The organism is Komagataeibacter sucrofermentans DSM 15973 (assembly GCF_040581405.1).
In the GTDB taxonomy this organism is placed as follows: domain Bacteria; phylum Pseudomonadota; class Alphaproteobacteria; order Acetobacterales; family Acetobacteraceae; genus Komagataeibacter; species Komagataeibacter sucrofermentans.
In genome coordinates this window covers 2,137,740-2,161,548 of record NZ_CP137157.1, presented here as the reverse complement: position 1 = coordinate 2,161,548, position 23,809 = coordinate 2,137,740, and the positions used below count along the sequence as shown (strand labels likewise).

General features: G+C 62.9%; 20 protein-coding genes and 1 pseudogene. 12 read left to right on the top strand and 9 right to left on the bottom strand.

The genetic code is table 11. The annotated features are described in order from the left end of the window. Positions 1-26 precede the first annotated feature (26 nt). A pseudogene (locus R5N89_RS10300) lies at positions 27-854 on the top strand (lysylphosphatidylglycerol synthetase family protein); the annotation flags it as partial. Between the two features lie 49 nt (positions 855-903). Then, positions 904-1,632, top strand: coding sequence for a MarC family protein (locus R5N89_RS10295; protein WP_110566556.1), 729 nt, complete (start codon positions 904-906; stop codon positions 1,630-1,632). Here R5N89_RS10295 and R5N89_RS10290 read toward each other — a convergent pair. The 5 genes from R5N89_RS10290 to thpR all read right to left on the bottom strand — a co-directional run bounded on the left by R5N89_RS10290 (position 1,616) and on the right by thpR (position 7,807). After that, positions 1,616-2,254 (bottom strand): uracil-DNA glycosylase family protein, encoded by a 639-nt coding sequence (locus R5N89_RS10290; protein ID WP_110566554.1) that lies wholly within the window; start codon positions 2,252-2,254, stop codon positions 1,616-1,618. The genes R5N89_RS10295 and R5N89_RS10290 overlap by 17 nt on opposite strands. Before the next feature lie 11 nt (positions 2,255-2,265). Further along, positions 2,266-2,970 carry an NAD-dependent deacylase gene (locus R5N89_RS10285; protein WP_110566552.1) on the bottom strand — a complete coding sequence of 235 codons (705 nt, stop codon included), beginning with the start codon at positions 2,968-2,970 and terminating at the stop codon, positions 2,266-2,268. A 143-nt stretch (positions 2,971-3,113) separates the two neighbouring features. After that, a complete protein-coding gene (locus tag R5N89_RS10280; protein WP_373320375.1) occupies positions 3,114-4,520 on the bottom strand; it encodes a cytochrome c in 1,407 nt (468 codons plus the stop codon). 53 nt (positions 4,521-4,573) lie between these two features. Then, on the bottom strand, positions 4,574-6,796 hold the full coding sequence (locus tag R5N89_RS10275) for a PQQ-dependent dehydrogenase, methanol/ethanol family (protein ID WP_110566548.1): 2,223 nt from the start codon (positions 6,794-6,796) through the stop codon (positions 4,574-4,576). 462 nt (positions 6,797-7,258) lie between these two features. Then, entirely contained in the window at positions 7,259-7,807 is a 549-nt protein-coding gene (gene thpR / locus R5N89_RS10270; RefSeq protein ID WP_110566546.1) for an RNA 2',3'-cyclic phosphodiesterase, read from the bottom strand. Between the two features lie 196 nt (positions 7,808-8,003). On the opposite strand from thpR, the gene R5N89_RS10265 reads away from it, so the two are divergent. The 5 genes from R5N89_RS10265 (at position 8,004) to cyoD (ending at position 13,283) form a co-directional block, all read left to right on the top strand. Further along, positions 8,004-8,774 carry a Bax inhibitor-1/YccA family protein gene (locus R5N89_RS10265; RefSeq protein WP_167400803.1) on the top strand — a complete coding sequence of 257 codons (771 nt, stop codon included), beginning with the start codon at positions 8,004-8,006 and terminating at the stop codon, positions 8,772-8,774. 648 nt (positions 8,775-9,422) lie between these two features. Then, on the top strand, positions 9,423-10,349 hold the full coding sequence (gene cyoA, locus R5N89_RS10260; RefSeq protein ID WP_165165683.1) for a ubiquinol oxidase subunit II: 927 nt from the start codon (positions 9,423-9,425) through the stop codon (positions 10,347-10,349). Positions 10,350-10,354: 5 nt separating this feature from the next. Beyond that, entirely contained in the window at positions 10,355-12,349 is a 1,995-nt protein-coding gene (cyoB, locus tag R5N89_RS10255) for a cytochrome o ubiquinol oxidase subunit I (protein ID WP_110566544.1), read from the top strand. Then, positions 12,349-12,954: a cytochrome o ubiquinol oxidase subunit III gene (gene cyoC / locus R5N89_RS10250; protein ID WP_061272539.1), complete on the top strand. Its 606-nt coding sequence runs from the start codon at positions 12,349-12,351 to the stop codon at positions 12,952-12,954. The genes cyoB and cyoC overlap by 1 nt, the downstream gene beginning before the upstream one ends. Beyond that, positions 12,954-13,283, top strand: coding sequence for a cytochrome o ubiquinol oxidase subunit IV (cyoD, locus tag R5N89_RS10245; protein ID WP_078526758.1), 330 nt, complete (start codon positions 12,954-12,956; stop codon positions 13,281-13,283). The genes cyoC and cyoD overlap by 1 nt, the downstream gene beginning before the upstream one ends. A gap of 124 nt (positions 13,284-13,407) precedes the next feature. Here the strand turns inward: cyoD and fdxA are convergent, their stop codons facing one another. The 3 genes from fdxA to R5N89_RS10230 all read right to left on the bottom strand — a co-directional run bounded on the left by fdxA (position 13,408) and on the right by R5N89_RS10230 (position 16,840). Next, a complete protein-coding gene (fdxA, locus tag R5N89_RS10240; protein WP_110566542.1) occupies positions 13,408-13,740 on the bottom strand; it encodes a ferredoxin FdxA in 333 nt (110 codons plus the stop codon). Between the two features lie 189 nt (positions 13,741-13,929). Further along, complete coding sequence (locus R5N89_RS10235; protein WP_110566540.1) at positions 13,930-14,226, bottom strand: RNA-binding S4 domain-containing protein; 297 nt, start codon at positions 14,224-14,226, stop codon at positions 13,930-13,932. A gap of 4 nt (positions 14,227-14,230) precedes the next feature. Continuing rightward, positions 14,231-16,840 carry a helicase-related protein gene (locus tag R5N89_RS10230; RefSeq protein ID WP_110566538.1) on the bottom strand — a complete coding sequence of 870 codons (2,610 nt, stop codon included), beginning with the start codon at positions 16,838-16,840 and terminating at the stop codon, positions 14,231-14,233. Between the two features lie 141 nt (positions 16,841-16,981). On the opposite strand from R5N89_RS10230, the gene R5N89_RS10225 reads away from it, so the two are divergent. The 3 genes from R5N89_RS10225 (at position 16,982) to R5N89_RS10215 (ending at position 19,526) form a co-directional block, all read left to right on the top strand. Continuing rightward, the gene (locus R5N89_RS10225; protein WP_110566536.1) at positions 16,982-18,436 is read left to right on the top strand and encodes a M17 family metallopeptidase; all 1,455 of its coding nucleotides are present in this window, start codon (positions 16,982-16,984) and stop codon (positions 18,434-18,436) included. A 149-nt stretch (positions 18,437-18,585) separates the two neighbouring features. Next, positions 18,586-19,017: a MarR family transcriptional regulator gene (locus R5N89_RS10220; RefSeq protein ID WP_110566534.1), complete on the top strand. Its 432-nt coding sequence runs from the start codon at positions 18,586-18,588 to the stop codon at positions 19,015-19,017. 50 nt (positions 19,018-19,067) lie between these two features. Continuing rightward, positions 19,068-19,526 carry a hypothetical protein gene (locus tag R5N89_RS10215; protein WP_208624599.1) on the top strand — a complete coding sequence of 153 codons (459 nt, stop codon included), beginning with the start codon at positions 19,068-19,070 and terminating at the stop codon, positions 19,524-19,526. Between the two features lie 63 nt (positions 19,527-19,589). On the opposite strand, the gene R5N89_RS10210 is transcribed toward R5N89_RS10215, so the two are convergent. Beyond that, entirely contained in the window at positions 19,590-20,630 is a 1,041-nt protein-coding gene (locus tag R5N89_RS10210) for a glycosyltransferase family 4 protein (protein WP_110566530.1), read from the bottom strand. A gap of 68 nt (positions 20,631-20,698) precedes the next feature. Here R5N89_RS10210 and R5N89_RS10205 point away from each other — a divergent pair, with 68 nt between their 5' ends. Together R5N89_RS10205 and R5N89_RS10200 are read left to right on the top strand one after the other, a co-directional pair. Next, entirely contained in the window at positions 20,699-22,666 is a 1,968-nt protein-coding gene (locus R5N89_RS10205) for a nucleoside-diphosphate sugar epimerase/dehydratase (protein ID WP_208624598.1), read from the top strand. Further along, positions 22,663-23,799, top strand: coding sequence for a DegT/DnrJ/EryC1/StrS aminotransferase family protein (locus R5N89_RS10200; protein ID WP_110566528.1), 1,137 nt, complete (start codon positions 22,663-22,665; stop codon positions 23,797-23,799). Before R5N89_RS10205 ends, R5N89_RS10200 begins: the two co-directional genes overlap by 4 nt. Positions 23,800-23,809 lie beyond the last annotated feature (10 nt).

Here is a 23,809-nt window from a genome sequence, read left to right as displayed (position 1 = left end):
GGTCAGTTCTCAGTGAAAATCAACACATCGGGCTTTCGCAGCGCGTGACGCTGGCGTGGAAGGCGACGATCGGGCTGCTGGCGGTGGCCTGTGCGCTGACGCTGCTGCGCGACTCGCCCATGGCGGTGCCGGGCCTGCTCATGCTGGTGTGCCTGCTGATCGCCCCTTTCCGTGGCTCCTATTACCGCCATGCGCGGATCATGAGCGAGCCGCTTTCCTCGCAGACCATCCTCTCCCTCGTGCTGCTGATCAGTTCGGTCGTGGTGCTGGTGCTGGCGGGCCCGCATGATTCGGCAGGGGGAAGCTGGTGGGAGATCATGCTCTTCGCCACCCGTCCGGGCATTGCGCAATGGACGCTGGGGCTCGCGGTCATGCTGGGGCTGGTCATGATCGTGCGGCTGGTGCGGCCGGGGCGCATTCATGTACTGCCGTGGAACAAGCAGGGTCAGGCCCGTTACCGCGCGCTTGACCATGCGCTTGATGGCGTAGGGCAGGTCACGCCCGCGCCTTCGGGCATGATACCGGGGGCGCGGCGGCAGGCGCTGCTGCCCTTCGTGCGGGTGGGGCCGTATCTGGTCGGGCTGGGCGACCCGGCGGGCCATGCGGATGACTGCACATCGGCCATATGGTGGCTGCGCGACCTTGCGGTGCAGGAGGGTTGCCAGCCAGCCTTCTGGCATGTCGGCACAAGCCTGCTTGCGGTCTATAACGAACTGGGCCTGACGCCCTGGCCGCTGACGGAAGAAGGCGCGCCGCTGCACCCGTGTTTTCTGTGCGCGGGGGCGGATGACCTGAACATGATCCGCACGCTCATGGACAAGGCCTTCGCGCCGCTGGGGCAGACAGGATGCTGAAGGCGCTTGCCGCCGCCGCCGCCGTCGCGTGGCGTAAAGGAAGCCGCTCATGACCGCCCATGCCGGACTGCTTACGCATTTTTCTACCGTGGTGGGCCTGCCCAGCCTGTCGGGTGCGTTCCTGATGGCGTTTCCGGCGCTGTTCTCCATTGTTAATCCACTGGGGGCGGCGCTGATCTTTGCCCAGGTGACGGCGGGGCATGACCGGCGCACCTGCGTGGCGCTGGCCGGGCAGGTGGCGTTCTATTCCGCCATGCTGATGCTGGCCTCGATCTGGATCGGGGGGCTGGTGCTGTCGTTTTTTGGCATCACCATCGATGCCCTGCGCATTGCAGGCGGGCTGGTGGTGGCGGTGCGGGCATGGTCGCTGCTTCAGGCCCCCGAGACGGAGGAAGCCCGCAAGCAGGCCCAGGCCAGTGGCAGCACGCAGGCGGCCAACCTGATGGGGCAGGCATTCTTTCCGCTGACCATGCCCTTTACCGTCGGCCCCGGCACGATTGCGGTGGCCATTGCCCTCGGCTCGGAGGGGCCGCCTGCTGGCAACCACATCGTATTCTATGGCGTGCTGTCGATTGCGGCGGTGCTGGTGGCGGCCATCGTCTGGGCGGCCTATGCCTATGCCGAGCAGTTGCTGTACCTGCTGGGCACGACCGGCACCCGCATTGTCTCGCGGCTCGCCGCGCTGATCCTGCTCTCGATTGGCGTGCAGATCCTGATTACGGGCGTGCAGGGCGTGGTGCTGTCAACCGCGCATGCCGTCATCACGATGGCGGGCTGAAAGCTTCCCATTCCGCCGACGGGGCAATTTCAGGCACGGGCCGTCCCTCAAGCACGGCATGCACGCAGGCACGTAACGCAGGCAGCACATCCGCGCCGAATTGTGGCGTCCGCCGCTCCCACGCCCCCGTGCGCCATGACGGGTGGGGCAGGGGGAAGTAGCGCGGCAGGTAGTGGCGGAAGTCGAGGCAGCGCTCACTCACCTTTCCCTTGCCCAGAATATGAAGCTGGGCGTAGCTGCCCACCACCAGCGTCAGTTCAAGTTCAGGCATCTGCGCCATGATGCGCTCGCGCCACTGCGGCGCGCATTCCGGCCGGGGCGGGCAGTCACCGCCCTTGGGCAGGCGGCCGGGATAGCACAGGCCCATGGGCACCAGCGCAATGCGGCTGGAATCATAGAACGTGGCGCGATCCACCCCCATCCAGCCCCGCAGCCGGTCGCCCGAGGCATCATTGAAGGACTGCCCGGTTTCATGCACGCGCGTGCCCGGTGCCTGGCTGGCAATAAGCAGCCGCGCCGTGCGCGAGACATGCAGCACCGGGCGGGGGCCAAGCGGCAGATGCGCCGCGCAGGTCTGGCAGGCGCGAATGGCGCGCAGCAGGTCTTCAAGGGTTTCGGCCATGGGGCTTGCCCTTACGCTTTCATCACGTCGCTTGTCCATGCCGGAACCGTGCGGGTGGCTGGCCCGAGAATGGTCTGGTCAAAGGCGCTGCGGCCCGCTGGGGCTTCAAGGTTGAACAGCATCGTATCGGCATGGTCAGCCACGCTATCCACAAATCCTGCTGCCGGGTAGACCACGCCGGAGGTGCCAATGGCCACGAACAGGTCGCAGGCCTCAAGCTGCCGGGCTATGGCTTCCATATGGTAGGGCATTTCCCCAAACCAGACGATATCGGGCCGAAGCGCTGCGGCGCCGCAATCGGGGCAGGGCGTATCGGGGTAGCAGTCGGTGTGCCAGGCGGGAGTGGCGTGGCAGTGGGTGCAGCGCAGGCGCAGCAGTTCGCCATGCATGTGAATGACATTCCGGCTGCCCGCGCGTTCATGCAGGTCATCGATATTCTGCGTGATGATGGTGAGGTGGCCAGGCCAGTCGCCCGCACGTCCGGCCTCTTCCAAGGCGGCAAGCGCCGCGTGCGCAGTATTGGGGTGCACGGTGGGGAGCTGGGCGCGCAGGCCGTTATAGAACCGGTCCACCCGCAACGGGTCACGCGCGAAGCCCTGGGGCGTGCAGATATCCTCGATCCGTTCATGGTTCCATAACCCATCCGGCCCGCGAAAGGTCTGGAGACCCGATTCCTGGCTGATGCCCGCCCCGGTCAGGACAACGATGCGCTGCATGCGAACTCTCCCTCAAGGTGAAAGGCCAGTGTGAGGCATTGCCGTACATAAGAAAACCGCCATGGACATAAGCCCATGGCGGTTTTCCGTAATGCGTATCAGGGTGAGGGTGGCCCGCGAGAAGAGGCCACCCCTGCCGCGTATTACTGCGCGGCGTCCTGACCGGTGTGCGTCTGCGGTGCAAACGTCCAGCCCGAGCCGTAAGGCTGCGGCAGGAACACCGACCAGCCGCTGCTCATGCTGTTCCAGCCGGAGCTGGAAACCGGAGCCCCGGTGTCACGCAGCTTGGTCACGTCGGCTGCCGTAACGGTGCCCGGCGCCTTGTTGCCCCAGCTGGTGCGGATGAAGTTGACCACATCGGCGATCTGCTGGGCGGACAGCGAGCTGCTGTAACCCGGCATGGCCACTGCGGACGGTGCCCAGTTGCTCGGCGGCAGCACGCCACCATGAGCGATCACGTTCACCAGCGAGGTCGGGTTCTCGGTCACGACAACCGGGTTGCCAGCCAGCGGCGGGAACATGCGGGCCACGCCACCACCGTCGTTACGGTGACAGATGGCGCATTCCTTCACATACGTATCAGCACCCGGCATGCTGGCGGTGTTGCCAGAGTTCAGGGCCGTCGCGGTGGACGGATCGTATGTGTAGTTGCCCTGTGAAGGCGGCACCGGCGGCAGGCTCTTCAGATACTTCGCGATGGCGTGCAGGTCGTCATCGGTGAAGTACTGGGTGCTCCATGCCACCACGTCGCCCATGCCACCGAACACGGCGGAGTGGTCGATGCGGCCGGACTTGAGGAAGGTGTAGATGTCATCTTCCGACCAGCGGCCCAGACCCACGACCGGGTCATTACGCAGGCTGGGAGCAACCCAGTTGTCGATCGGTGCGCCACCGGACAGGAAGTCAGGCCCACCCGAAGCGTCGAGCGCCTTTTCCTGCATGGCGAAGCCGCGCGGTGTATGGCACGCACCGCAATGGCCCGGACCCGTCACCAGGTAGTCACCACGGGCCACATCGGCATCGGTGCCGGGGGCGGGGGTGAATTCCTTGGGCGAGGGCGAGAACATCATGCGCCAGATGCCCAGCGGCCAGCGCATCGACATCGGCCAGGAAATGTCCGGCTGCTTGTCAGGCTGCGCGACCGGCTTAACCCCATGCATGAAGTATGCATACAGCGCCTGCATGTCTTCCTTCGTCATACGCGAGAAGGAAGGATACGGCATGGCCGGATACAGCGTGGAACCATCCTTGCGGATACCGTGGCGCACCGCTTCGTCGAATTCGGCGAAGGTGTAGCGACCGATACCGTAGGTGGGGTCCGGTGTAATGTTTGTGGAATAGATCGTGCCGATCGGGCTCTTGATTTCAAGCCCGCCTGCATACGACTGCCCATGGAGGGCGGTGTGACATGCTACGCAGTCACCCAGTCGTGCGACATACGCCCCTTTCTGGACCAGCGCGGGGTCGGCATCTGGCGTCTGTGCCAATGCCGTCCCTGCCAGCAGACTAAACGCTGCCGCGCTGAATGTCACCTTAAGCCTGTTGATCATTATGTTCACCATCATGCGTCGCGTTGATGCGAAAAATTGTCAAAACCGGGAGATTATGGCTGCTGCTCGGGAATACCGGCAGCGTTCTTCCGGGCATCAACTTCCCTCTGATAGGTCTCGTTCGCACGCTTGATCAGGAACTGGCGGATATCCTCGATCTCGGTGGGGTTCATGCTGCTGTCGAAGCGATCCATACCGTAGGCGGTAAGGGCGCCGCGGCCGACAACATTATAGAACGCATCCTCGTGACGGATGGACCCGGACCAGCGCAGGTCAGGCAGCACGCCAGCACCTTCGGCATTGTCGCCATGGCAGGCGGCGCAATAGGTCTGGAACTGGAAGTAGCCGTTATCGGTGCGCTTGCTGTCGAACTGTGCCGGCGGCTTGACGGGCAGGAAGCCCTGATCATTCTGCTTGGGCAGCGGGGCCGACTTGCCCTCGAGCGAGAAGGCGATGATGCGCGAGTGGTTGACGGTCCAGCCGCTGGTGCGCGCAAGGCCACCAAGGAAGAACGGATAGATGCCGCCCCAGCCCACTTCAACCGCGACATACTGCTTCTTGTCGTTGCCAAGGTAGGTGACCGGCGGGGCGATGATGCCGCTATCTGCCGCGAAGTGGAACAGGTCGGAACCGTTCGTCGCGTCATAGGCATGGAATTCGCCGTTGGCCAGACCCTGGAAGAGCAGGTCGCCGCCCGTTGCCAGGATGCCACCGTTCCACGGGCCCTTGTGGTCCACGCGCCAGGCTTCAGCCTGCGTCTTCGGATCCCAGGCCACGATCCAGCCCTTCAGGTCCTTCACGAAGGCCTGCTTGGCTTCGGGGGAGTCGGGGATGCCGACCTTGTTCATGTCCAGACCAAGGTTCCAGCTGTCGGGATGCGGCGTGAAGCCACCGACCTGGTTGGTGTACAGGAACGGAACCTGCTGCGCGGGGATGTAGACCAGCCCGGTCTTGGGGCTGTACGCCATGGCCGCGAAGTTATGGCCGCCAAGGTCACCCGGAATGCCGTACCAGTCCTTGCCCGTAAGCGTGTAGAGCGCATCGGGGTTGTAGATCGGGCGGCCGGTCTTGGGGTCGAGGCCACTGGCCCAGTTCACATAGACATAGTTCTTGCCCGAGATGAACTCGCCGGTCTTCGCATCGATGATGTAGAAGAAGCCGTTCTTCGGCGCATGAACGATCACGTGGCGGGTTTCACCGTTGATCGGCAGGTCAACCGTCATGATCTGCTGGACCGAGGTGAAGTCCCACTGGTCCATCGGCGTTTCCTGGAAATGCCAGACGTATTCGCCCGTTTCCGGCTTCAGCGCCACGATGCTGCCCAGGAACAGGTTGTCGCCCTTGCCTTCCGAGCGGTACTTGTAGTTCCACGGCGAGCCGTTGCCCACGCCCAGGTAGACCAGGTCGGACACGGGGTCATACACGATGGAATCCCACACCGTGCCGCCGCCACCCTGGCGGGTCCAGGCGCCGGTCGGGCTCCAGGTCTGGTAGGCCTTGTTCATCAGCACGCTGTCGGAGGCAGCATGGTCCGGCTCGTTCTTGGGGTTCGGAACCGTGAAGAAGCGCCAGTCCAGCTTGCCGGTCTCGGCATCGAACGCGGAGACAAAGCCACGCGCGCCGAACTCGGAGCCACCGTTACCGATGATGACGCGGCCCTTGGCGATACGCGGTGCGCCATCAACCGTGTAGGAACGCTGCTTGCCCAGCTCCGCCTCGGGCGGGATGGTGTTCACGCTCCAGACCAGCTTGCCGGTCTTGGCGTCAAGCGCGATCAGGCGGCCGTCGAAGGTGCCGAAATAGACCTTGCCGTTCCAGTAGGCGGCGCCACGGTTGACCGTGTCGCAGCAGCCCTTGTCGGCGATGTTGCCGGGCACGCGCGGGTCATAGGACCAGCGCAGCTTGCCGGTGGCGGCATCGATGGCCTTCATCATGCTCCAGTTGGTGGTGGCATACATGGTGCCATCAACAACCAGCGGCGTGCCTTCCTGGCCACGGTTGGTATCAAGGTCGAGATACCAGGCCAGCTTCAGGTTGCCAACGTTGGAACGATTGATCTGGTCCAGCGGGCTGTAGCGCTGTTCAGAATAGGTGCGGCCATAGGTCATCCAGTCGCCGGGATGGTCATCCGCATGGATGATTGCTTCACCCGTGGCGCCCTGCCCGTCATCTGCGGATGCCATGGTGGCATAGCCCGAGATGAGAGCCGCACATATCGTTCCGGCTGTAAGCGTTCTGCTCAGAGAACGTCTTTTTCCGAAAACGGCAGAAATCATATGTGATGTCCTCAGAAAACTAACGGTTTCGAATTCAGGACGCCGCCGCTGCAACTTTCCGTCCGGGCAGGCTTTCTGAATGTAACCGGCAAAAAGCGCGGGGAGCGCTCATTTTCCGACCAGACAGGAAACCGGCTTCGGGCAGGGAGAAAAAGCAGGTAGTCCGTTTCATCCGAACATACCGAGGCTAGCACGCCCGTCTCCTGACATTTTAGTGTTCAGGCTCACGAAAACGTGAATATGTTGTCTGATAAGCAATGAAACAGATAGCTCGCTCTGGCCGAGTTTTTTTTAAAATATGTTGATATTGCAGCAAGAATGAGAAGACCCGCCTGAGACCGCGCGACAGGTGCTTCACAATAAATGATGAGAAATATATTTTTATTATTCATGAATGGCATAAATTTTTGGTGAAACGAGCATCTGCTTCACGCCGTACGCGTAACGGATCAGGCCAGAGAATCAGCCGCGTAGCGGATAATGCTCCAGCGCTTCATAAAACGGCCCGTCCGCATGGCGCAGCGACTGGAAAAGCGTGAAATGCCCTACCGGCTCGCCATCCGGCATCGGCGGCATTGAAGCCAGCCAGGCCTGGCGCCGTAACGGGTCGGGGTGCTGCATATGGCCCATCGTTACGTGCGGCACGAAGCGGCGCGCGGATCGGGCCGCGCCGGGCAGTAGCCGGTTCATGCTGGTGCGGATGCGCTTTTGCAGGTGCATCAGGGCGGCATCGGCCGCGCAGCCGACCCACAGCGCATCCAGTCCGTGGTGGGTTTCGGCTTCAAACAGGCCCGGCGCGGTCAGGCTGAGTGTGGGGGGCGTGGCCGTTATGGCGTTCAGGGCGTGGTGGATGTCTTCAAGCGCATGGCCGTGCGTCACCTCGCCCAGATAATGCAGTGTGAGGTGATAGGACTCCGGTGGAGACCACGTCACGTCCGGCAGGTTGCCCCGCAGGCCAGCAAGGGCGCGCGTGAGCGGAAGGGGGAGTTCAAGGCCAATGAACAGACGCATCCGGCACCTTTTTTGATGGAAAGGAAAAACGGCACATGCCGCATGCCTTGTACAGTATATATAGTGCCACGAAATACGGAGCGTGTTGCCGCATTGTAATGTGTTCTTCACGCTGATGTTCTTGAACCTCGTCTAGCATGAGCCCACATGCTGGCAGACGCACGTCAGTTACGGACGTGGAGGAAGGAAACAACAAATGGCTTTTGGCCCTGATTCGCGGAGTTTCATCCGCCCCACCGCTGAGAGTGCCATGGGCTCCGTCGATATGGGCCTGCGCGCCTATATGCTGCGAGTCTATAACTGGATGGCATCCGGGCTGGTCCTGACCGGACTGGTCGCCTATCTGATCGCCAACACCCAACTGCAGTCGCTGTTCTTCCAGTACGTGCCTGCCCTGAACACGATCAAGCCGACCGGGCTTGGCATGCTGGCCATGATTGCGCCGCTCGGCTTTGTCCTGGTCATGTCGTTCGGGGTCAACCGACTCTCTACCCAGGCGGTGCAGACCCTGTTCTGGCTGTTCTGCGGGGTGATGGGGGCGAGCCTGTCCAACATCTTCATGGTGTTCACGGGGGTTTCGGTCACGCGCGTCTTCTTCGTTACCGCAGCGACGTTCTGCACCATGTCCATCTGGGGCTACACGACTCGTACCGATCTCAGCCGTTTTGGCTCGTTCTTCATGATGGGGCTGTTCGGCCTGATCATCGCGGGCGTGGTGAACATGTTCCTGCACAGCCCGGCCCTGTATTTTGTCTACAGCGCTGCGGGCGTGCTGCTGTTCGTCGGGCTGACCATGTTCGATACGCAGAACATCAAGGCCAACTACCAGCAGCTTGCGGCCTATGAAGGGCCGGACCAGGCCGCGAAGCGGTCTGTCTATGATGCGCTGAACCTTTATCTGAACTTCATCAACCTGTTCCAGTTCCTGCTGCAGTTCATGGGCGTGCGAAACAGCAGCAACGACTGATCGGCAGGATTCCTGCTTTCAAGGACTGTTTCAGTCCTGTTTGCCTGCATGAGAAGGGCTGCCACGGTTGTGGCGGCCCTTTTTGCGTGAATGGGGGGCTGGAAAGGCCTTTCTGTTAAAAAAGATAAGACTTATTCATATATGGAAATTATATGATGACGAGAGTGTGAGGTTAATGACACCCGATTAAGTCGCTGTAAAACAACGATTTTGTAAGATAAATTTTAAGCAATGAAATCTATTGAAATATTATGTGAAGGCTTGCCTATGAGGCCGTTCAGGTCGGATAACCCTTGAATAGAAAAACCATATGAAAGGGTATGCGGCACAGGACATGCGCTTCAGCACACAGGACGGCATCGCGATTCATGGTCCGATCTGCCCTGAGAGTAATATTTACGTAAGGTCTGGCGGGCCGTATTGATCAAGGTCATGGCCAGCTGGCCGGCAACTAACTCATGACGGATGCAAACCGAAAGAGGCGATTGTCGTTTTCGGAAGTCGACTCAGGCGCGATGTCGCTGGATGCCGGGAAAGCAGAATGCTTTTTTCCCGCCATGCGTATAACGTGGCCGCTGTTGTCTAAGCCCGTGGATGAAGCGAGGATGTGAGCAAAACAGGGTGATGTCGAAACCAACGAGGCGTGAGATGAAGAAAAAAATCTTGCCGAGATTAACAAAGCTGATGAGCCTATCTTCAGCAGCGCTGTTAGCAGGCTGTACCTGGGATACACTTGATCCCAAGGGCGTTGTCGGTGCTCAGGAAAAAAGCCTGATCCTGACCTCGACCTACGCGATGCTGCTGGTTGTCATACCGGTATGTATCCTGACGCTGCTGTTCGCATGGCAGTACCGTCAGTCCAATACTTCGGCGGAATACCTGCCGAAATGGTCGCATTCCAACAAGATCGAAGTGATCATCTGGGCAATCCCCAGCCTGATCATTCTGTTCCTGGCGGTGCTGACCTATCAGACATGTCATTCGCTTGACCCGTACAAGCCGCTTGAGGCTGAAGCCAACGTCAAGCCAATTCATGTCGATGTTGTGGCACTGGACTGGAAGTGGCTCTTTATCTATCCGGATGAAGGGATCGCTACCGTCAACCAGATGGCCATGCCGGTGAATACGCCGGTCGATTTCCGGATCACCTCTGACTCCGTGATGAACTCGTTCTTCATTCCGCAGCTCGGTACGATGATCTATGCCATGGCCGGGATGCAGACACAGCTGCACCTGATCGCCAACGAGGCGGGTGACTTCCAGGGTGAGTCGTCCAACTTCAGCGGCAAGGGCTTCTCCGACATGCGCTTCCGTGCGCTGGCAATGCCGGCGGACCAGTACAGCGCCTGGGTCGAGAAGGTGAAGGCTTCTTCCGAGCAGCTGGACAGCGCAAGCTATCCGAAGCTGGCCGCGCCGAGCGAGGCCAACCCGGTTGAGTACTTCTCGCATGTCGATGCGGGTCTCTTCGATGCCATTGTTGCCAAGTACAATGACGGCATGGTCATGGACAAGAGCACCGGCAAGATGCTGCACGTGCAGCAGTCCGCGATGTCCGACATGAACATGAAGGAATAGGACAGATGTTTGGCAAATTAACTTTGTCGGCCATCCCTTATGATGTGCCGATCCTTGTTGGGACGTTCATCGGTGCCGCTATCGCGGGTCTCGCCGTTGTCGGTCTCATCACCTATTACGGTAAATGGGGCTACCTGTGGCGTGAATGGCTGACCTCGGTCGACCACAAGCGCATTGGTGTCATGTATATCGTTGTGGCCCTCGTGGCGCTGTTCCGTGGTTTTGCGGACGCGATCATGATGCGCTCCCAGCTCGCGCTGGCCTATGCCGGTAACCCCGGCTACCTGCCGCCGCATCACTATGACCAGATCTTCTCCGCTCACGGCACGATCATGATCTTCTTCATGGCCATGGCGTTCATGCAGGGTCTGATGAACATCGTGGTGCCGCTGCAGATCGGTGCGCGCGACGTGGCCTTCCCGTTCGTGAACACGCTGAGCTTCTGGATGACGACCATCAGCTTCCTGCTGGTCAACGTCTCGCTGTTCATCGGTGAGTTCTCGCAGTGCGGCTGGCTGGCTTACCCGCCCCTGTCCGAGCAGCAGTTCAGCCCCGGTGTCGGTGTTGACTACTATATCTGGGCGGTTCAGCTGTCCGGTGTGGGCACGCTGCTGACGGGTGTGAACTTCTTCGCGACCATCGTGAAGATGCGTGCGCCGGGCATGACCTACATGCGTATGCCGGTGTTCACCTGGACCATCTTCTGCACCACCGTGCTGATCATGGTTGCCTTCCCGATCCTGACCGTGGCCATGGGCCTGCTTGGTCTGGACCGTTACCTGGGCATGCACTTCTTCACCAACGACGGCGGCGGCAACCAGATGCTCTATCTGAGCGTGATCTGGGGCTGGGGCCATCCGGAAGTGTACATCCTGGTTCTGCCTGCCTTCGGTGCCTTCTCCGAAATCACGCAGACCTTCTCCCGCAAGCCGCTGTTCGGCTACAAGACCATGGTCTACGCGACCGCTTCCATCATGGTCCTGTCGCTGGTCGTGTGGGTTCACCACTTCTTCACCATGGGTGCTGGCCCGAACGTGAATGCGTTCTTCGGCATCATGACGATGATCATCGCCGTTCCGACTGGCGTGAAAATCTTCAACTGGCTGTTCACCATGTATAAGGGCCGCATCGAGTTCCATGCGACCATGTACTGGGTGATCGGCTTCATGATCACCTTCTCCATCGGTGGCATGACCGGCGTGATGCTCGCCATCCCGGCTTCCGACTTCGTGCTGCATAACTCGCTGTTCGTTATCGCCCACTTCCATAACGTGATTATCGGTGGTGTGTATTTCGGCTACGTGGCGGCCATGAACTTCTGGTTCCCCAAGTCTTTCGGCTTCAAGCTGAACGAAGCATGGGGCAAGCGGGCGTTCTGGTGCTGGTTCATTGGCTTCTATGTGGCGTTCATGCCGCTGTATGTCGTTGGTTTCGAGGGCATGACCCGTCGTATGAACCACTACGACAACCCGGAATGGCACCCCTGGCTGCTGATTGCTGAAGCCGGTGCCGTGCTGATTGCATGCGGTATCGTGTGCCAGCTGACCCAGCTCTATGTCTCGATCCGCGACCGTAACCTGGCCGAGAACCGTGACCTGACGGGCGATCCGTGGAACGCTCGTACGCTGGAATGGTCCACCTCTTCGCCGCCGCCGTTCTATAACTTCGCCATCCTGCCGGAAGTGCACGAGCTCGACGCTTTTGCCCACGACAAGGAAGCGGGTATCGATACGCGTCGCGCGGGTGGTGACTATCAGCCCATCCACATGCCCAAGAACACGGCATGCGGTTTCCTGATCGGTGCCTTCAGCTTCGTGCTTGGCTTCGGTGCTATCTGGTACATCTGGTGGCTGGCGGCTGTTGGTCTGATCGGTGTCATCGCTACGGTGATCGCACGTTCGGCTGACAATGACGTCGATTACTACGTGCCGGTGTCCGAGGTGGCTCGTATCGAGCAGGAGCACACCCATAACCTTATGGCAGCACAGGCAGCGGAATAATGGCGCAAAACATGACTGCTGATGCAGCCCATGCCCATGATGAACACCACGAATCTCCCGTGGTGTTCGGGTTCTGGCTGTATCTGATGACGGACTGCATCATCTTCGGTACGCTGTTCGCAGTGTTCGCGGTGTTGCGTGACCAGTTTGCCGGCGGTCCGACCGGCCACGAAGTGTTCGAACTTTCGGGTGTTGGCATTGAAACGGCTATCCTGCTGTTCAGCTCCATCACCTACGGTTTTGGCATGATCGCCGCCCACGAGAACAAGGTCAGCACCATGCGGACCTGGCTCGGGGTGACCTTCCTGCTGGGGCTGGGCTTCCTGTTCATGGAAATCCGCGAGTTCTCGCACATGATTGCCGAAGGCAATGGCCCGGATCGCAGCGCGTTCCTGTCCGCCTTCTTCACGCTGGTTGGCACGCATGGTCTGCATGTCACCTGCGGTCTGCTGTGGATGGCGGTCCTGCTGTTCCAGACGGCTGGCAAGACTGAGCTGAACGAGCGCATGATCGGCAAGCTGACCTGCCTCAGCCTGTTCTGGCACTTCCTGGACATTGTCTGGATCTGTGTCTTCACCTTTGTCTATCTGATGGGTGTGCTCTGATGGCTGATCATATTTCATCCTCGGGAGAGGGCCATGGTAGCGTAGGATCTTACCTTACCGGGTTCGTACTTGCCGTTATCCTGACGGTAGCAGCCTTCGGTCTGGTGATGTCGCATGCGATGTCACCGTCCGCCACCGGTGGGGCGATCGCCCTGCTGGCGGTGGTCCAGATCGTGGTTCACCTGATCTACTTCCTGCACATGAACGGTTCGTCCGAGCAGCGCTGGAACGTCATGGCGTTTACATTCACGGTGTTGTCGGTTCTGGTCCTTGTGGCCGGCACGATGTTCATCATGCATGACACGTCCATCAACATGATGTCGCGCTGATACGCGGCTTCATGCTGGGCTTTGGGGGTGGGCAACCACCCCCGGGGCCAGACGGCATAAAAAAAAGACCGGCACGGGAAACCGTGCCGGTCTTTTTTATTGTCTCCGGGCAGGAAAGGCGGGATCAGCCCTTCTGCGGCTCGGGGGAAAGCAGGTCTTTCTTGCCGGGCTTGTCTTTCCATTCCTCGGCATCGGCCGGGGCATCGATCTTGCGGGTGATGTTGGGCCAGACGGCGGCGTATTTGGCGTTGAGTTCCGCCCAGGGGGTGGCGCGGTCGTCGCTATCGGGGAAGATGGCCTCAGCCGGGCATTCCGGTTCGCATACGCCGCAGTCGATGCATTCATCCGGATTGATTACGAGAAAGTTCTCACCCGCGTAGAAGCAGTCAACCGGACAGACTTCGACACAATCTGTGAATTTGCAGCGAATGCAGTTTTCGGTGACCACATAGGTCATCGCCTATCTCCGATCGTTATTTGTGTGGCCTGTGGCAGTAGGCCCAGCCATGGAAAGGGACGAGGCGCCACAGGGGGCATGACCTCATCGGGAATGGCGGAAGATATGAGAGTGTTTTCCGGTCGTGGCAAGCCCAAGACGGCGGCTAATGCATAATCGGTGCCTGTATTGTCCGTATCGCCACAATATTCAGGCAGTTTCTGGAACAATTTCATACAGAAGTTGTGCAAGTGGCGCAGCCTGGCGGCGCTCGGCCTGGCCTAGCACGCGAATGACGATCACGGCCTTGCGGTCCGGGGCGGGCAGGGTCAGTACATCACCCGCGCGCACCAGTGCATGCGCCTTGGTCACGCGCTGGCGGTTGATGCGCACATGCCCGCTGGTGGCGATCTGCGCGCAGGCGCTGCGGCTGCGGCCGAAGCGGGCATGGAACAGCCACACATCCACGCGCTGGCTCTGGGGCTGGAGGGCAGGGGCCTGTTTCATACGTTCAGGGCCGATCCAGAAGGGTTGCAAGCGCGGCGAAGGGGCTGTCGGACCGCGCGGGCCGACGGGTGGCTGCACGCCTGCTGGCCTGGCGGTGCTGTGCCGGGCGGGTTTTTTCGGTCCGGGTATTTTCGCCCTCCGCATGGAAGCGGATCATGACCGGGGCAGGCGGCCCGTAGCGGTCGGCCGGCATGGGGCGGGGGTGGTACACGCGCATGTTCAGCCCCTTCAGCACGGCGGGTAGCATTTCACGGCGCACGCCCAGCCGTGATGCCAGTTGTGGTGGCAGCGGCACGGGCGCGCGGCGGGTCAGGCGGGCCAGTTCGCGAATGAATTTTTCCGCAATATCGAGCCGTATGCGCACAGGGCCCGCCGCAAGCCAGCCCATGCGGTCCATGAAGGCCGGGGGCAGGGCATCGGGCGGCAGGGTGATGCGGCTCATGGCGGGCAGGGTGGGGCAGGGCATGTTCAGGCTGATGGCCACAAGCCAGCCCCGCAGTTGCAGCGGGCGCTCCTTGAGGATGGCGGGCATGAACAGGGTGTAATGGCCCACGCGCACCCCCAGCCTGCGCAGGCGGCCCAGCATCTCGGGTGCAAGGCGCTCGCCCCGGTGCAGCGGGGCGATGCCTGCCCCTTCCAGCAGGCGGTGAATGATGCCGCGCAGTTCCGGCGTGGTGGCGACGGCGGCCTGCACGGCAAAAAGCGGGGCAAGATGCTCGCGCACGACCTGCCCGAGCCAGGTCTGGAGCCGGTTGCGGATTCGCTCGCGCTGCGCGTTGTCGAGCAGCGGGTTGTCCAGCACCAGCGGGCGGGGCGAGAGCACATCGGCGCCCGGCAGCAGGCGGGCGAGGTTCATGCCCTGCCACATGATATGCGTGCCATCGGCCGAGAAAGCGAACTGCTGGTCGTCATCCTGCACCAGCAGCGCCACGCGGCGGGGAATTTCGCTGCGCACGGCACGCCGGGCGGCCCGCATGAGCAGGCGGCCATCCTCGGCATCGGTATGATCGCCCGCAATCAGGTCCAGGCCCGCAATCCGGCCAACTTCATGGCCTTCCACCACCACATTGCCCTGCGCGGTCACGGCAGAGAGCAGGTTGTCGTGCCCGCCTTCGTCAAGCCTGCGGATCAGTGTGGTGGCGCGGCGGTCGACAAAGCGGGCGGTCAACTGCTCGTGCAGTACGTCGGACAGCCGGTCCTCCGCCTCACGCGTGCGGGCCTGCCAGTGTTCGGCATTGGCGATCCAGCCGGGGCGGGCGGCGATGTAGCTGCATACGCGAATTCCCGCCAGGCGCTGCATCAGCGTATCGATGGTGCCATCGGTCTGGAAGAAATGGGTGATCTGGTTCTCCATCCATGTGGCCGGGATGCGGCCATCGCTGATGAGATGGGTGAAGATGCGCCCGCACAGGCGGATGTGGCTGTCATCGCCCAACTTGCGAAAGTCCGGGATCTGGCAGCTCTCCCACAATAGCCGGGTGGCGGCGCGGGAATGGACCAGCGGGCGGATGTCGGAGTTGGCCGAAAGGGCGGAAAGGGCCAGCACGTCGCTCGCTTCATGCCCCGCGATCAGTTCCAGCCGGGGCGAGGCCTGGTTGAGGCTGCCAAGCAGGCTGGCGGGCGAGGAAAAATCAAGCGCGCTGTTGCGCCATGACAGGCGGGTGAGCGGGTCGAAGCGGTGCTGCTCCACGGCCTCGGCCAGTTCCTCATGCAGGGCGGGGCAGGTGCCGGTGGTGCCAAACGTGCCATCGCGCAGGCCGCGCCCGGCACGCCCCGCCACCTGCGCGATCTCGCCTGCCGTGAGCGGGCGGATGCGCGAGCCGTCGAATTTCGACAGGCTGGCAAAGGCCACATGGTTCACATCCATGTTCAGCCCCATGCCGATGGCATCGGTCGCGACGAGGTAATCGACTTCCTTTTCCTGATACAACGCCACCTGCGCGTTGCGCGTGCGTGGCGAAAGCTGGCCCATCACGATGGCGCAGCCCCCCCGCCTGCGGCGCAGCAGTTCGGCAATGGCGTAAACCTCGCCTGCCGAGAACGCGACAATGGCCGAGCGCGGCGGCAGGCGTGTCAGCTTGCACGCGCCTGCATGGGTCAGTTGCGACAGGCGGGGCCGGTGCTCGATCTCGATGCCCGGCACAAGGCGGCGGATCAGGTTGCGGATGGTGTCCGCGCCGAGGAACATCGTCTCCGCCGTGCCACGCGCATGCAGCAGGCGGTCGGTAAAGATGTGGCCGCGGTCAGGGTCGGCGCAGAGCTGGATTTCATCCACCGCCACGAATTCCACCCGCCGATCGAGCGGCATGGCCTCGACCGTGCAGGAAAACCAGCGTGCCTTCGGGGGGATGATCTTTTCCTCCCCCGTTATCAGCGCCACGGCGTGCGCGCCCTTGCGGGCCACCATGCGGTCGTAGTTCTCACGGGCCAGCAGGCGCAGCGGGAAGCCGATCACCCCGCTGGAATGCGAGAGCAGCCGCTCGATGGCGAGATGCGTCTTTCCGGTATTGGTCGGGCCGAGCACAGCCCGGACCACCTGGTCGGAATGGGGGCCGGAGCGATGCCCGGCCGCTGCGCGATGGGGGCCACAAAGCCCCGAGGGTACACCCGTCATGCCGGTATGCTCCGGCCAAGTGGACGGAAATGCAAGCAAAACCACGTGGGTATGCCCCGGTGCATGGCTGAGGGTGTTGCGTTGGCGCGATGGCGGACGCACCCTTGGCGCCAATAACGGATGACGCAACCGAGGAATGCCATGAACAAGCCGCAACAACCCGACTGCCTGGTCGCCGCGCACGATGTGGGCCATGAACCCGTAGGCGTGGTGCACGCCGTTCGCCCCTCGGCCCTGGGGGGGCTTGAGGCGCTGGTGGGCGAGAAGGCGGCGCGTTTTGCGCTCCAGGCCGGTTTTGTCGCCCGTTACGGGCAGGTGCAGGGCCTGCCCGATGCGGATGGCAACATCACCACCGCCGTGCTTGGCGTGCCGGAAGCGGCGGATGGAGCCGATCCCTTCGTGTTCGGCATCCTGCCCGACTCGCTGCCGAGCGGGCTGTGGCGCATCAGCGCACCCACAGATGTTTCCGCCTCCGACATGGCCCTTGGCTTCTGTCTTGGCGCGTATCGCATGCCCGCTTTCGGGCGCGATGGTGCCCCGAAACCGCCACGGGCGCGGCTCGTGGTTGACGCGGCGGGTCTGGCGGCAGGCCCGGTGGCGCAGTGCATCAACCTTGCGCGCTCGCTCATCAACACGCCGCCCAACCTGATGGGCCCTGATGATCTGGCGCGGGCGGCGCAGGTGGCGCTTGAGCCGCTGGGCGCCGATGTGTCGGTCATTCGTGGCGCGCGGCTGGAGCAGGATTTCCCCACCGTGTTCCATGTGGGCATGGGCTCGGAGCGCGCGCCGTGCGTGGTGGTGGCGCGCTGGAGCGGCAGCACCGCGCCCGAGGATGCGCCGCTTGTGTCGCTGGTGGGCAAGGGCGTGTGTTTTGATACCGGCGGCTACGACCTCAAGCCGCCTTCATCCATGCTGCGGATGAAAAAGGACATGGGGGGCGCGGCCATCATGCTCGCGCTGGCGCGGCTGGTGGTGCTGCGCGACCTGCCGGTGCGGCTGGAACTGCGGCTGGGCTGCGTGGAGAACAGCGTGTCGGGCCGCGCCATGCGCCCGTCCGACGTGGTGCGCACGCGCGCGGGGCTGACGGTGGAAGTGGGCAATACCGATGCCGAGGGCAGGCTGGTGCTGTGCGACCTGCTGCATGCCGCGTGCGAGCATGATCCCGCCCTGCTGATCGATGCCGCGACCCTGACCGGGGCGGCCCGCGTGGCGCTGGGTCCCGACATGCCCGCGCTGTTCAGCAACAGCGATGAAGCAGCCCTTGCGCTGGAGGGGGAAGGGCGTGCCTGCGGCGACCCGCTATGGCGCCTGCCGCTATGGCCGGGCTACCGCAAATGGCTGCGCAGTCCGGTGGCAGATCTGAACAATATTTCATCCAAACCGATGGCCGGGGCGATTACGGCGGCGCTTTTCTTAGAGAATTTTGTCAAAACTGATGTGCGCTGGGTTCATATCGATACCTACGGGTGGAACGATTCTGACCGCCCTGGCCGCCCGGAAGGCGGAGAAAGCCTAGGTTTAAGAGCAGCTTACGCAGGGATATTAAAAATATTTAATCTTGACGAAATGAACGCGACGTTAAAGAAACAATTATGAAACCGAACTAATTTGCCAGATGCGACTTATATATGCCGTAAATGCTAATTATATAGGCACCACCAGAAGAAACCATTCCGTGTCGGCCCGATTCCAGGGCTTCCAGAACCCATGGGCCGGCACGACATCATGACAGAGGATTCCAACCGATGGCCAAGTCATCACAGGCTAATCAGGCTAACGCGGACCAGATGACGCAGTCCCTGCGCGACACCGTTGTCGCCATGGTTCGCCGCGACGGGCCTGACCTTTCAGCCCGCCAGCTCGCAGTGTTCCTGACCTGCTACCTCAGCGACAACGCCCACACCGTGCGTGGCCTCGCCGCCGAGCTGAACGTGTCCAAGCCCGCGATCACCCGCGCGCTCGACCGGCTCGAGGATCTGCGCCTCGCCCGCCGCACGGCCGACCCGATGGATCGCCGCTCGGTGCTGATTACGCACACCCCGCAGGGCAACGGCTTCCTGCGTGACCTGCGCACGATCGTGAACGAAACATCCGCTGCAGCGCAGGAAAAGGTTGCCGCCCCCGTGCGCAAGGCCCCGCGTGCGCGCCGCACCGAGGAACTTCGCCGCGCGAGCTGAGTTAGCAGCAGGTTCTCTTCGTGCATTTCGCGACGGAAGGTTTACCTTACATGCATATCTCTCGACGTCTGCTTGCCCTGGCCATCGCCGTGGCGCCCCTTGCCGGCCTGCCGTGTGCGGCCATGGCCGAGGAATCCTCGCTGGGCACGCCATCGGGCACCGTCACCATGAAGTTCAAGTCGCTTGATATCGGCGTGGGGCATACATGGGGCACGGGCAAGCTGGTCTATGGGCACCATACCTACCGCTTCAAGATCGAGGGCGGGTCGCTTGCGGCCGTGGGCTATGCCAACATTAAGGGCAGCGGCACGGTCTATAACCTGCATTCGGTCAAGGATTTCGAGGGAAGCTATGCCGCCGTCAACGGTGACGTGACAGCAGGCACCGGCATTGGCGCGGTCCTGCTCAACAACCCCGCGGGCGTGCGCATCCGGCTCGATACCTCAAGCTCCGGCGGTCGCCTTGCCGCCGCAGCCCAGGGCATGAAGATTACCCTTACCGGCAAGTAAGGTCCGTTATCTGTCACGATCGGCAGGGGGAATGGTCGCACGGCCGTTCCCCCTGTTCTGTTTCTACCACCGCAATTCCGGCGCATGGCGCACGCGCCCGATCACCGCCACGCCCCAGGCCAGTTGTAGCGCCAGCGGCCCGAGCAAGGCGGCTGGCAGGTCAATGACGCTGCCAGCCAGTGCGCACGCCGCCCCCGCGCCGCATAGCGTTGCCGCCCATGCCAGTATGGTGATGGATGCGGGTTTCATGCCGCTGCGATGGGCCATCTGGTAGAGATGCTCCCGATGCGCCTGCAGGAGCGGGCGACGCAGCACGGTGCGGCGCAGCAGTGTCACCCCCACATCGGCCAGCAGGCCCGATAGCATGAGCGGCATGAGCGCCCAGCCATGCGCCAGTTGCGGCAGGTCGGCCATGTGCAGCCCCAGCGCGCCCAGCACCAGCCCGCAGCACTGGCTGCCCACATCGCCCATGAACAGCCGCGCTTTGGGGAAATTGAAGGGCAGGAAACCGGCAATGGCAACAGCCATGACCAGCGCCGTGCCCCATGTCTCCACCCCTGCGTGCGCATGCAGGCACAAAATGGCGGTGACCATGCAGGCCAGCAGGGTGCAGCCCGCGGCCAGCCCGTCCAGCCCGTCCATGAAGTTGATGGTGTTGCACAACACGACCAGCCACAGGCCGCGCCCCAGCAGCAGGCCCCATGTCGCGCCATCATGCGGCAGCACGCCCAGGCTGCCCCAGGCCACCAGCAATGCCGCCAGTACCTGTGCGCCCAGCTTCCATATGGCGGGCATGGGGTGCATGTCATCGCGCCATGAAAAAAGGCCCAGCCAGGCAGTCGCGGCCAGCAGGGTCTTGTCAGCAAGGGTGGGGGCATGGTGCAGGATCATCTGCGCCAGCGGCACGCCTGTTACGAACACGGCCAGAATGGCAAGCCCACCACCCTTGGGCACGGGCCGGGCATGGGCGCTGCGCCCGGTGGGGTAATCGAGTATGCGCAGCCCGATGACCCGGCGCGACAGAAGGGCGGCCATGACCGCGCCCGCGCCCAGCAGCAGCACGAAAATTACGTTTTCGGCATGATCGTTATGTAAAAGGGTCATGAAAGCAGGGTCCGGGGCATGGTCTCTCCTTCTTGCCCCCCTGCAGGCTCGGCTATAGGGAGGAGGTAATGGCAACGCAATCCTCCAGCAGCCACTCCCTGGCCGAGTGCCTGCGCATGACACGGACCATAGCGCTGAACTGCATGCTTGATACGGTCCTGGGGGGGCTGGCGGCAAGCCTTGCGGGCTGGGCGTGTGGCTATCAGGTGCCAGTGTCTGACAGGGTGCTGGCTGGTGGCGTGCAGGTGCTTGGCATGGCGGGGCTTGGCGTGGCGGGGTGGCCGTTCCGCGTCTTTCAGCAGCACTGGCGCTTTGCCGGGCAATCCGATTTCTGGCGGCTGGGCGGGGCCTGCGCGCTGGCGTCCGGGCTGGTGCTGGGGGCCACAGACCTGCTGGGCGCGCCCGCCCCGGCATTTGGCATGGTTTACGGCATGGCGGCGTTCGTGCTGCTGGCGGGCGTGCGGGGCGGCTATCAGTACTGGCGGCAGGGCCTGCGGGGGCTTGAGGGCAGCCAGCGCGTGATCGTGCTGGGCGATGGGGAAGATGCCAGCCGCTTCCTGGCGCTGGTGCCACATATGGGCCGCCGGGTGGCGGGGCTGGTGCTTGAAGGCCGCCAGCGCCGCCCCGGCCGCAGGCTGCGCGGCCTGCCGGTGCTGGGGCAGGCGGGCGACCTGCGGGCCATTCTTGCGGCACTGGGTGCGGATGAAAACTGGATGGTGGTGGTGGCCGACCCGCATTTCCGCGGCGAGCGGCTTTCCACTGTGCTGCGCATGGCGCATGAAAGCGGCACCCCGGTGCGCTGCATGCCCGACCTGTCCGGCCTGACAGGCACCGCGCGGGCGCCCCTGCACCCCGTAAGGCTGGCGGACCTGCTGCCACGCCAGCCCGTGGCGCCGAATGAACAGGGGCTGGCCAGCATGCTGCGCGGGCGGCGGGTGCTGGTTACGGGGGCGGGTGGCTCGATCGGGGCGGAACTGGTGCGCCAGATCGCCCGCCATGCGCCTGCGGAACTCATTTTGCTCGATATGGGGGAGTTCCCGCTATGGCAGGTGGATATCGACCTTGAAGCGATGGTGCCTGCGCTGAAGCGCCATCTGGTGCTGGCCGACATACGCGATCACGCGCGCATCGAGCAGGTTTTTGCCCGCTATCGCCCCGAACTGGTGTTTCATGCAGCGGCGCTGAAGCAGGTGCCCATGGTCGAGGCCAATCCGTGCGAGGGGCTGCTGACCAACGTGACCGGCACCCGCATCGTGGCCGATGCGGCCAGCCGCCACGGCGTGCGGGCCATGGTGCTCATCTCGACTGACAAGGCCGTCAATCCCGCCAGTGTCATGGGTGTTTCAAAGCGCATTGCCGAGATGTACTGCCAGGCCCTTGATGCCCGGGTCCGGCGCGCGGGCGGCCCGGAGGCCATGCGCTGCGTGACCGTGCGCTTTGGCAACGTGATGGGCTCGACCGGCTCGGTCATTCCGCTGTTCCAGCACCAGCTTGTGCGTGGCGGCCCGCTTACGGTGACCGACCCGCGCATGCAGCGCTATTTCATGACCGTGTCGGAGGCCGTGGGGCTGGTGCTGCAGGCCAGCGCCTGTGGCACCGGCGCGCAGGAGGACCAGCTCGCCGCCGCCCTGCTGCGCCGGGGCGGAGTGTTCGTGCTCGACATGGGCACGCCGGTGCGCATCCTTGAACTGGCGCGGCAGATGATCGTGCTGGCGGGGCTGCGGCCGGGACGTGACGTGCAGATCCACTTTACCGGGCTGCGACCGGGCGAAAAGCTGGCCGAAGACCTGTTTTACAGTCAGGAAATCCTGCAACCCACCGGCTGTCCCGGTTTGCGGATGGCAACGCCGCGTACGGTGGACCTTGCGCAGGTCGTCAATATCATGGATGCACTGACAGTGGCATGTCGTCATGGTGACAGCGCGCAGGCGCTGGACCTTGCGCGCAGGCTCGTACCTGAATTTGTCCATAACCCGCACGGCGTGGCCAGCCAGGTTCCGGCGGGGCAGGCCGATGTGGAAAGGAATGCATCATGAACGCTCCGGCGCAGGCGCCTATAGGTTTTCTTGACCTGCCCAGACAGCAGGCTGCCATTGCCGATGCACTGCGCGCGCGTGTCGATGCGGTGATGCGGCACTGCCGCTTTGTCATGGGCCCCGAAGTGGCCGAGCTCGAATCCCGGCTGGCCAGCTATGTGGGGGCAGCGGAATGCGTGGGCGTTTCATCGGGCACCGATGCCATCCAGGTCGTGCTGATGGCGGAGGGAATCGGGGAAGGCGACGCCGTGTTCCTGCCCGCCTTTACCTACACCGCCACGGCGGAGGTGCCGCTGGTGCTTGGCGCTACCCCGGTCTTTGTGGATGTGGACCCGCGCACCTTCCAGATCGACCCTGAAAACCTGCGCCAGCGCATTGCCGATGTGCGCAAGGCTGGCCGCCTGCGCCCGCGCGCGCTGATCGGGGTGGACCTGTTTGGCCAGCCCGCGCCGTGGCCCGAACTGCGGGCCATTGCGGCGGAAGAAGACCTGTTCCTCATGGCGGACTGCGCGCAGGCCTATGGCGCGAGCCTGTCGGGCCGCAGGCTGGGGCGCGAGGGGGTGGCCACCACGCTGTCCTTCTTCCCCTCCAAGCCGCTCGGCGCTTATGGCGATGCAGGCGCGATCCTGACCGATGACCCCGAACGCGCTGAACTCTACCGCTCGCTGCGCACCCATGGCGAGGGCAAGACCCGCTACGAGGTGCTGCGCACGGGCATGAACGCCCGGCTTGATACGCTGCAGGCCGCCATCATCCTGGCCAAGCTGGAGCGTTTCGATGCGGAGCTTGCCCGCAGGCGGGCCATTGCCAGCGCCTATGACAAGGGCATTGCGGGCCATCTGGTGCCGCCCGCCCGCGTGGCGGATAGCGAGTCCTCGTGGGCGATCTATTCCGTGCTGACCCAGGGCGAGGCCGATCGCGCCGCCATGCAGGAGAAGCTCAAGGCCCGTGGCGTGGCCTCGGCCATCTATTACCCCCGGCCGCTGCACCGCCAGCCCGCCTATGAGGCGTGTCATGATGGCGCGTCGCTGCCGGTGGCCGAAGATCTTTCGCGCCGGATCATGGCGCTTCCGCTACATCCGGAACTGTCGGACAATGACGTGGCCCGGGTTATCGCGGCTGTGTGTGCATAAGGAGACCATA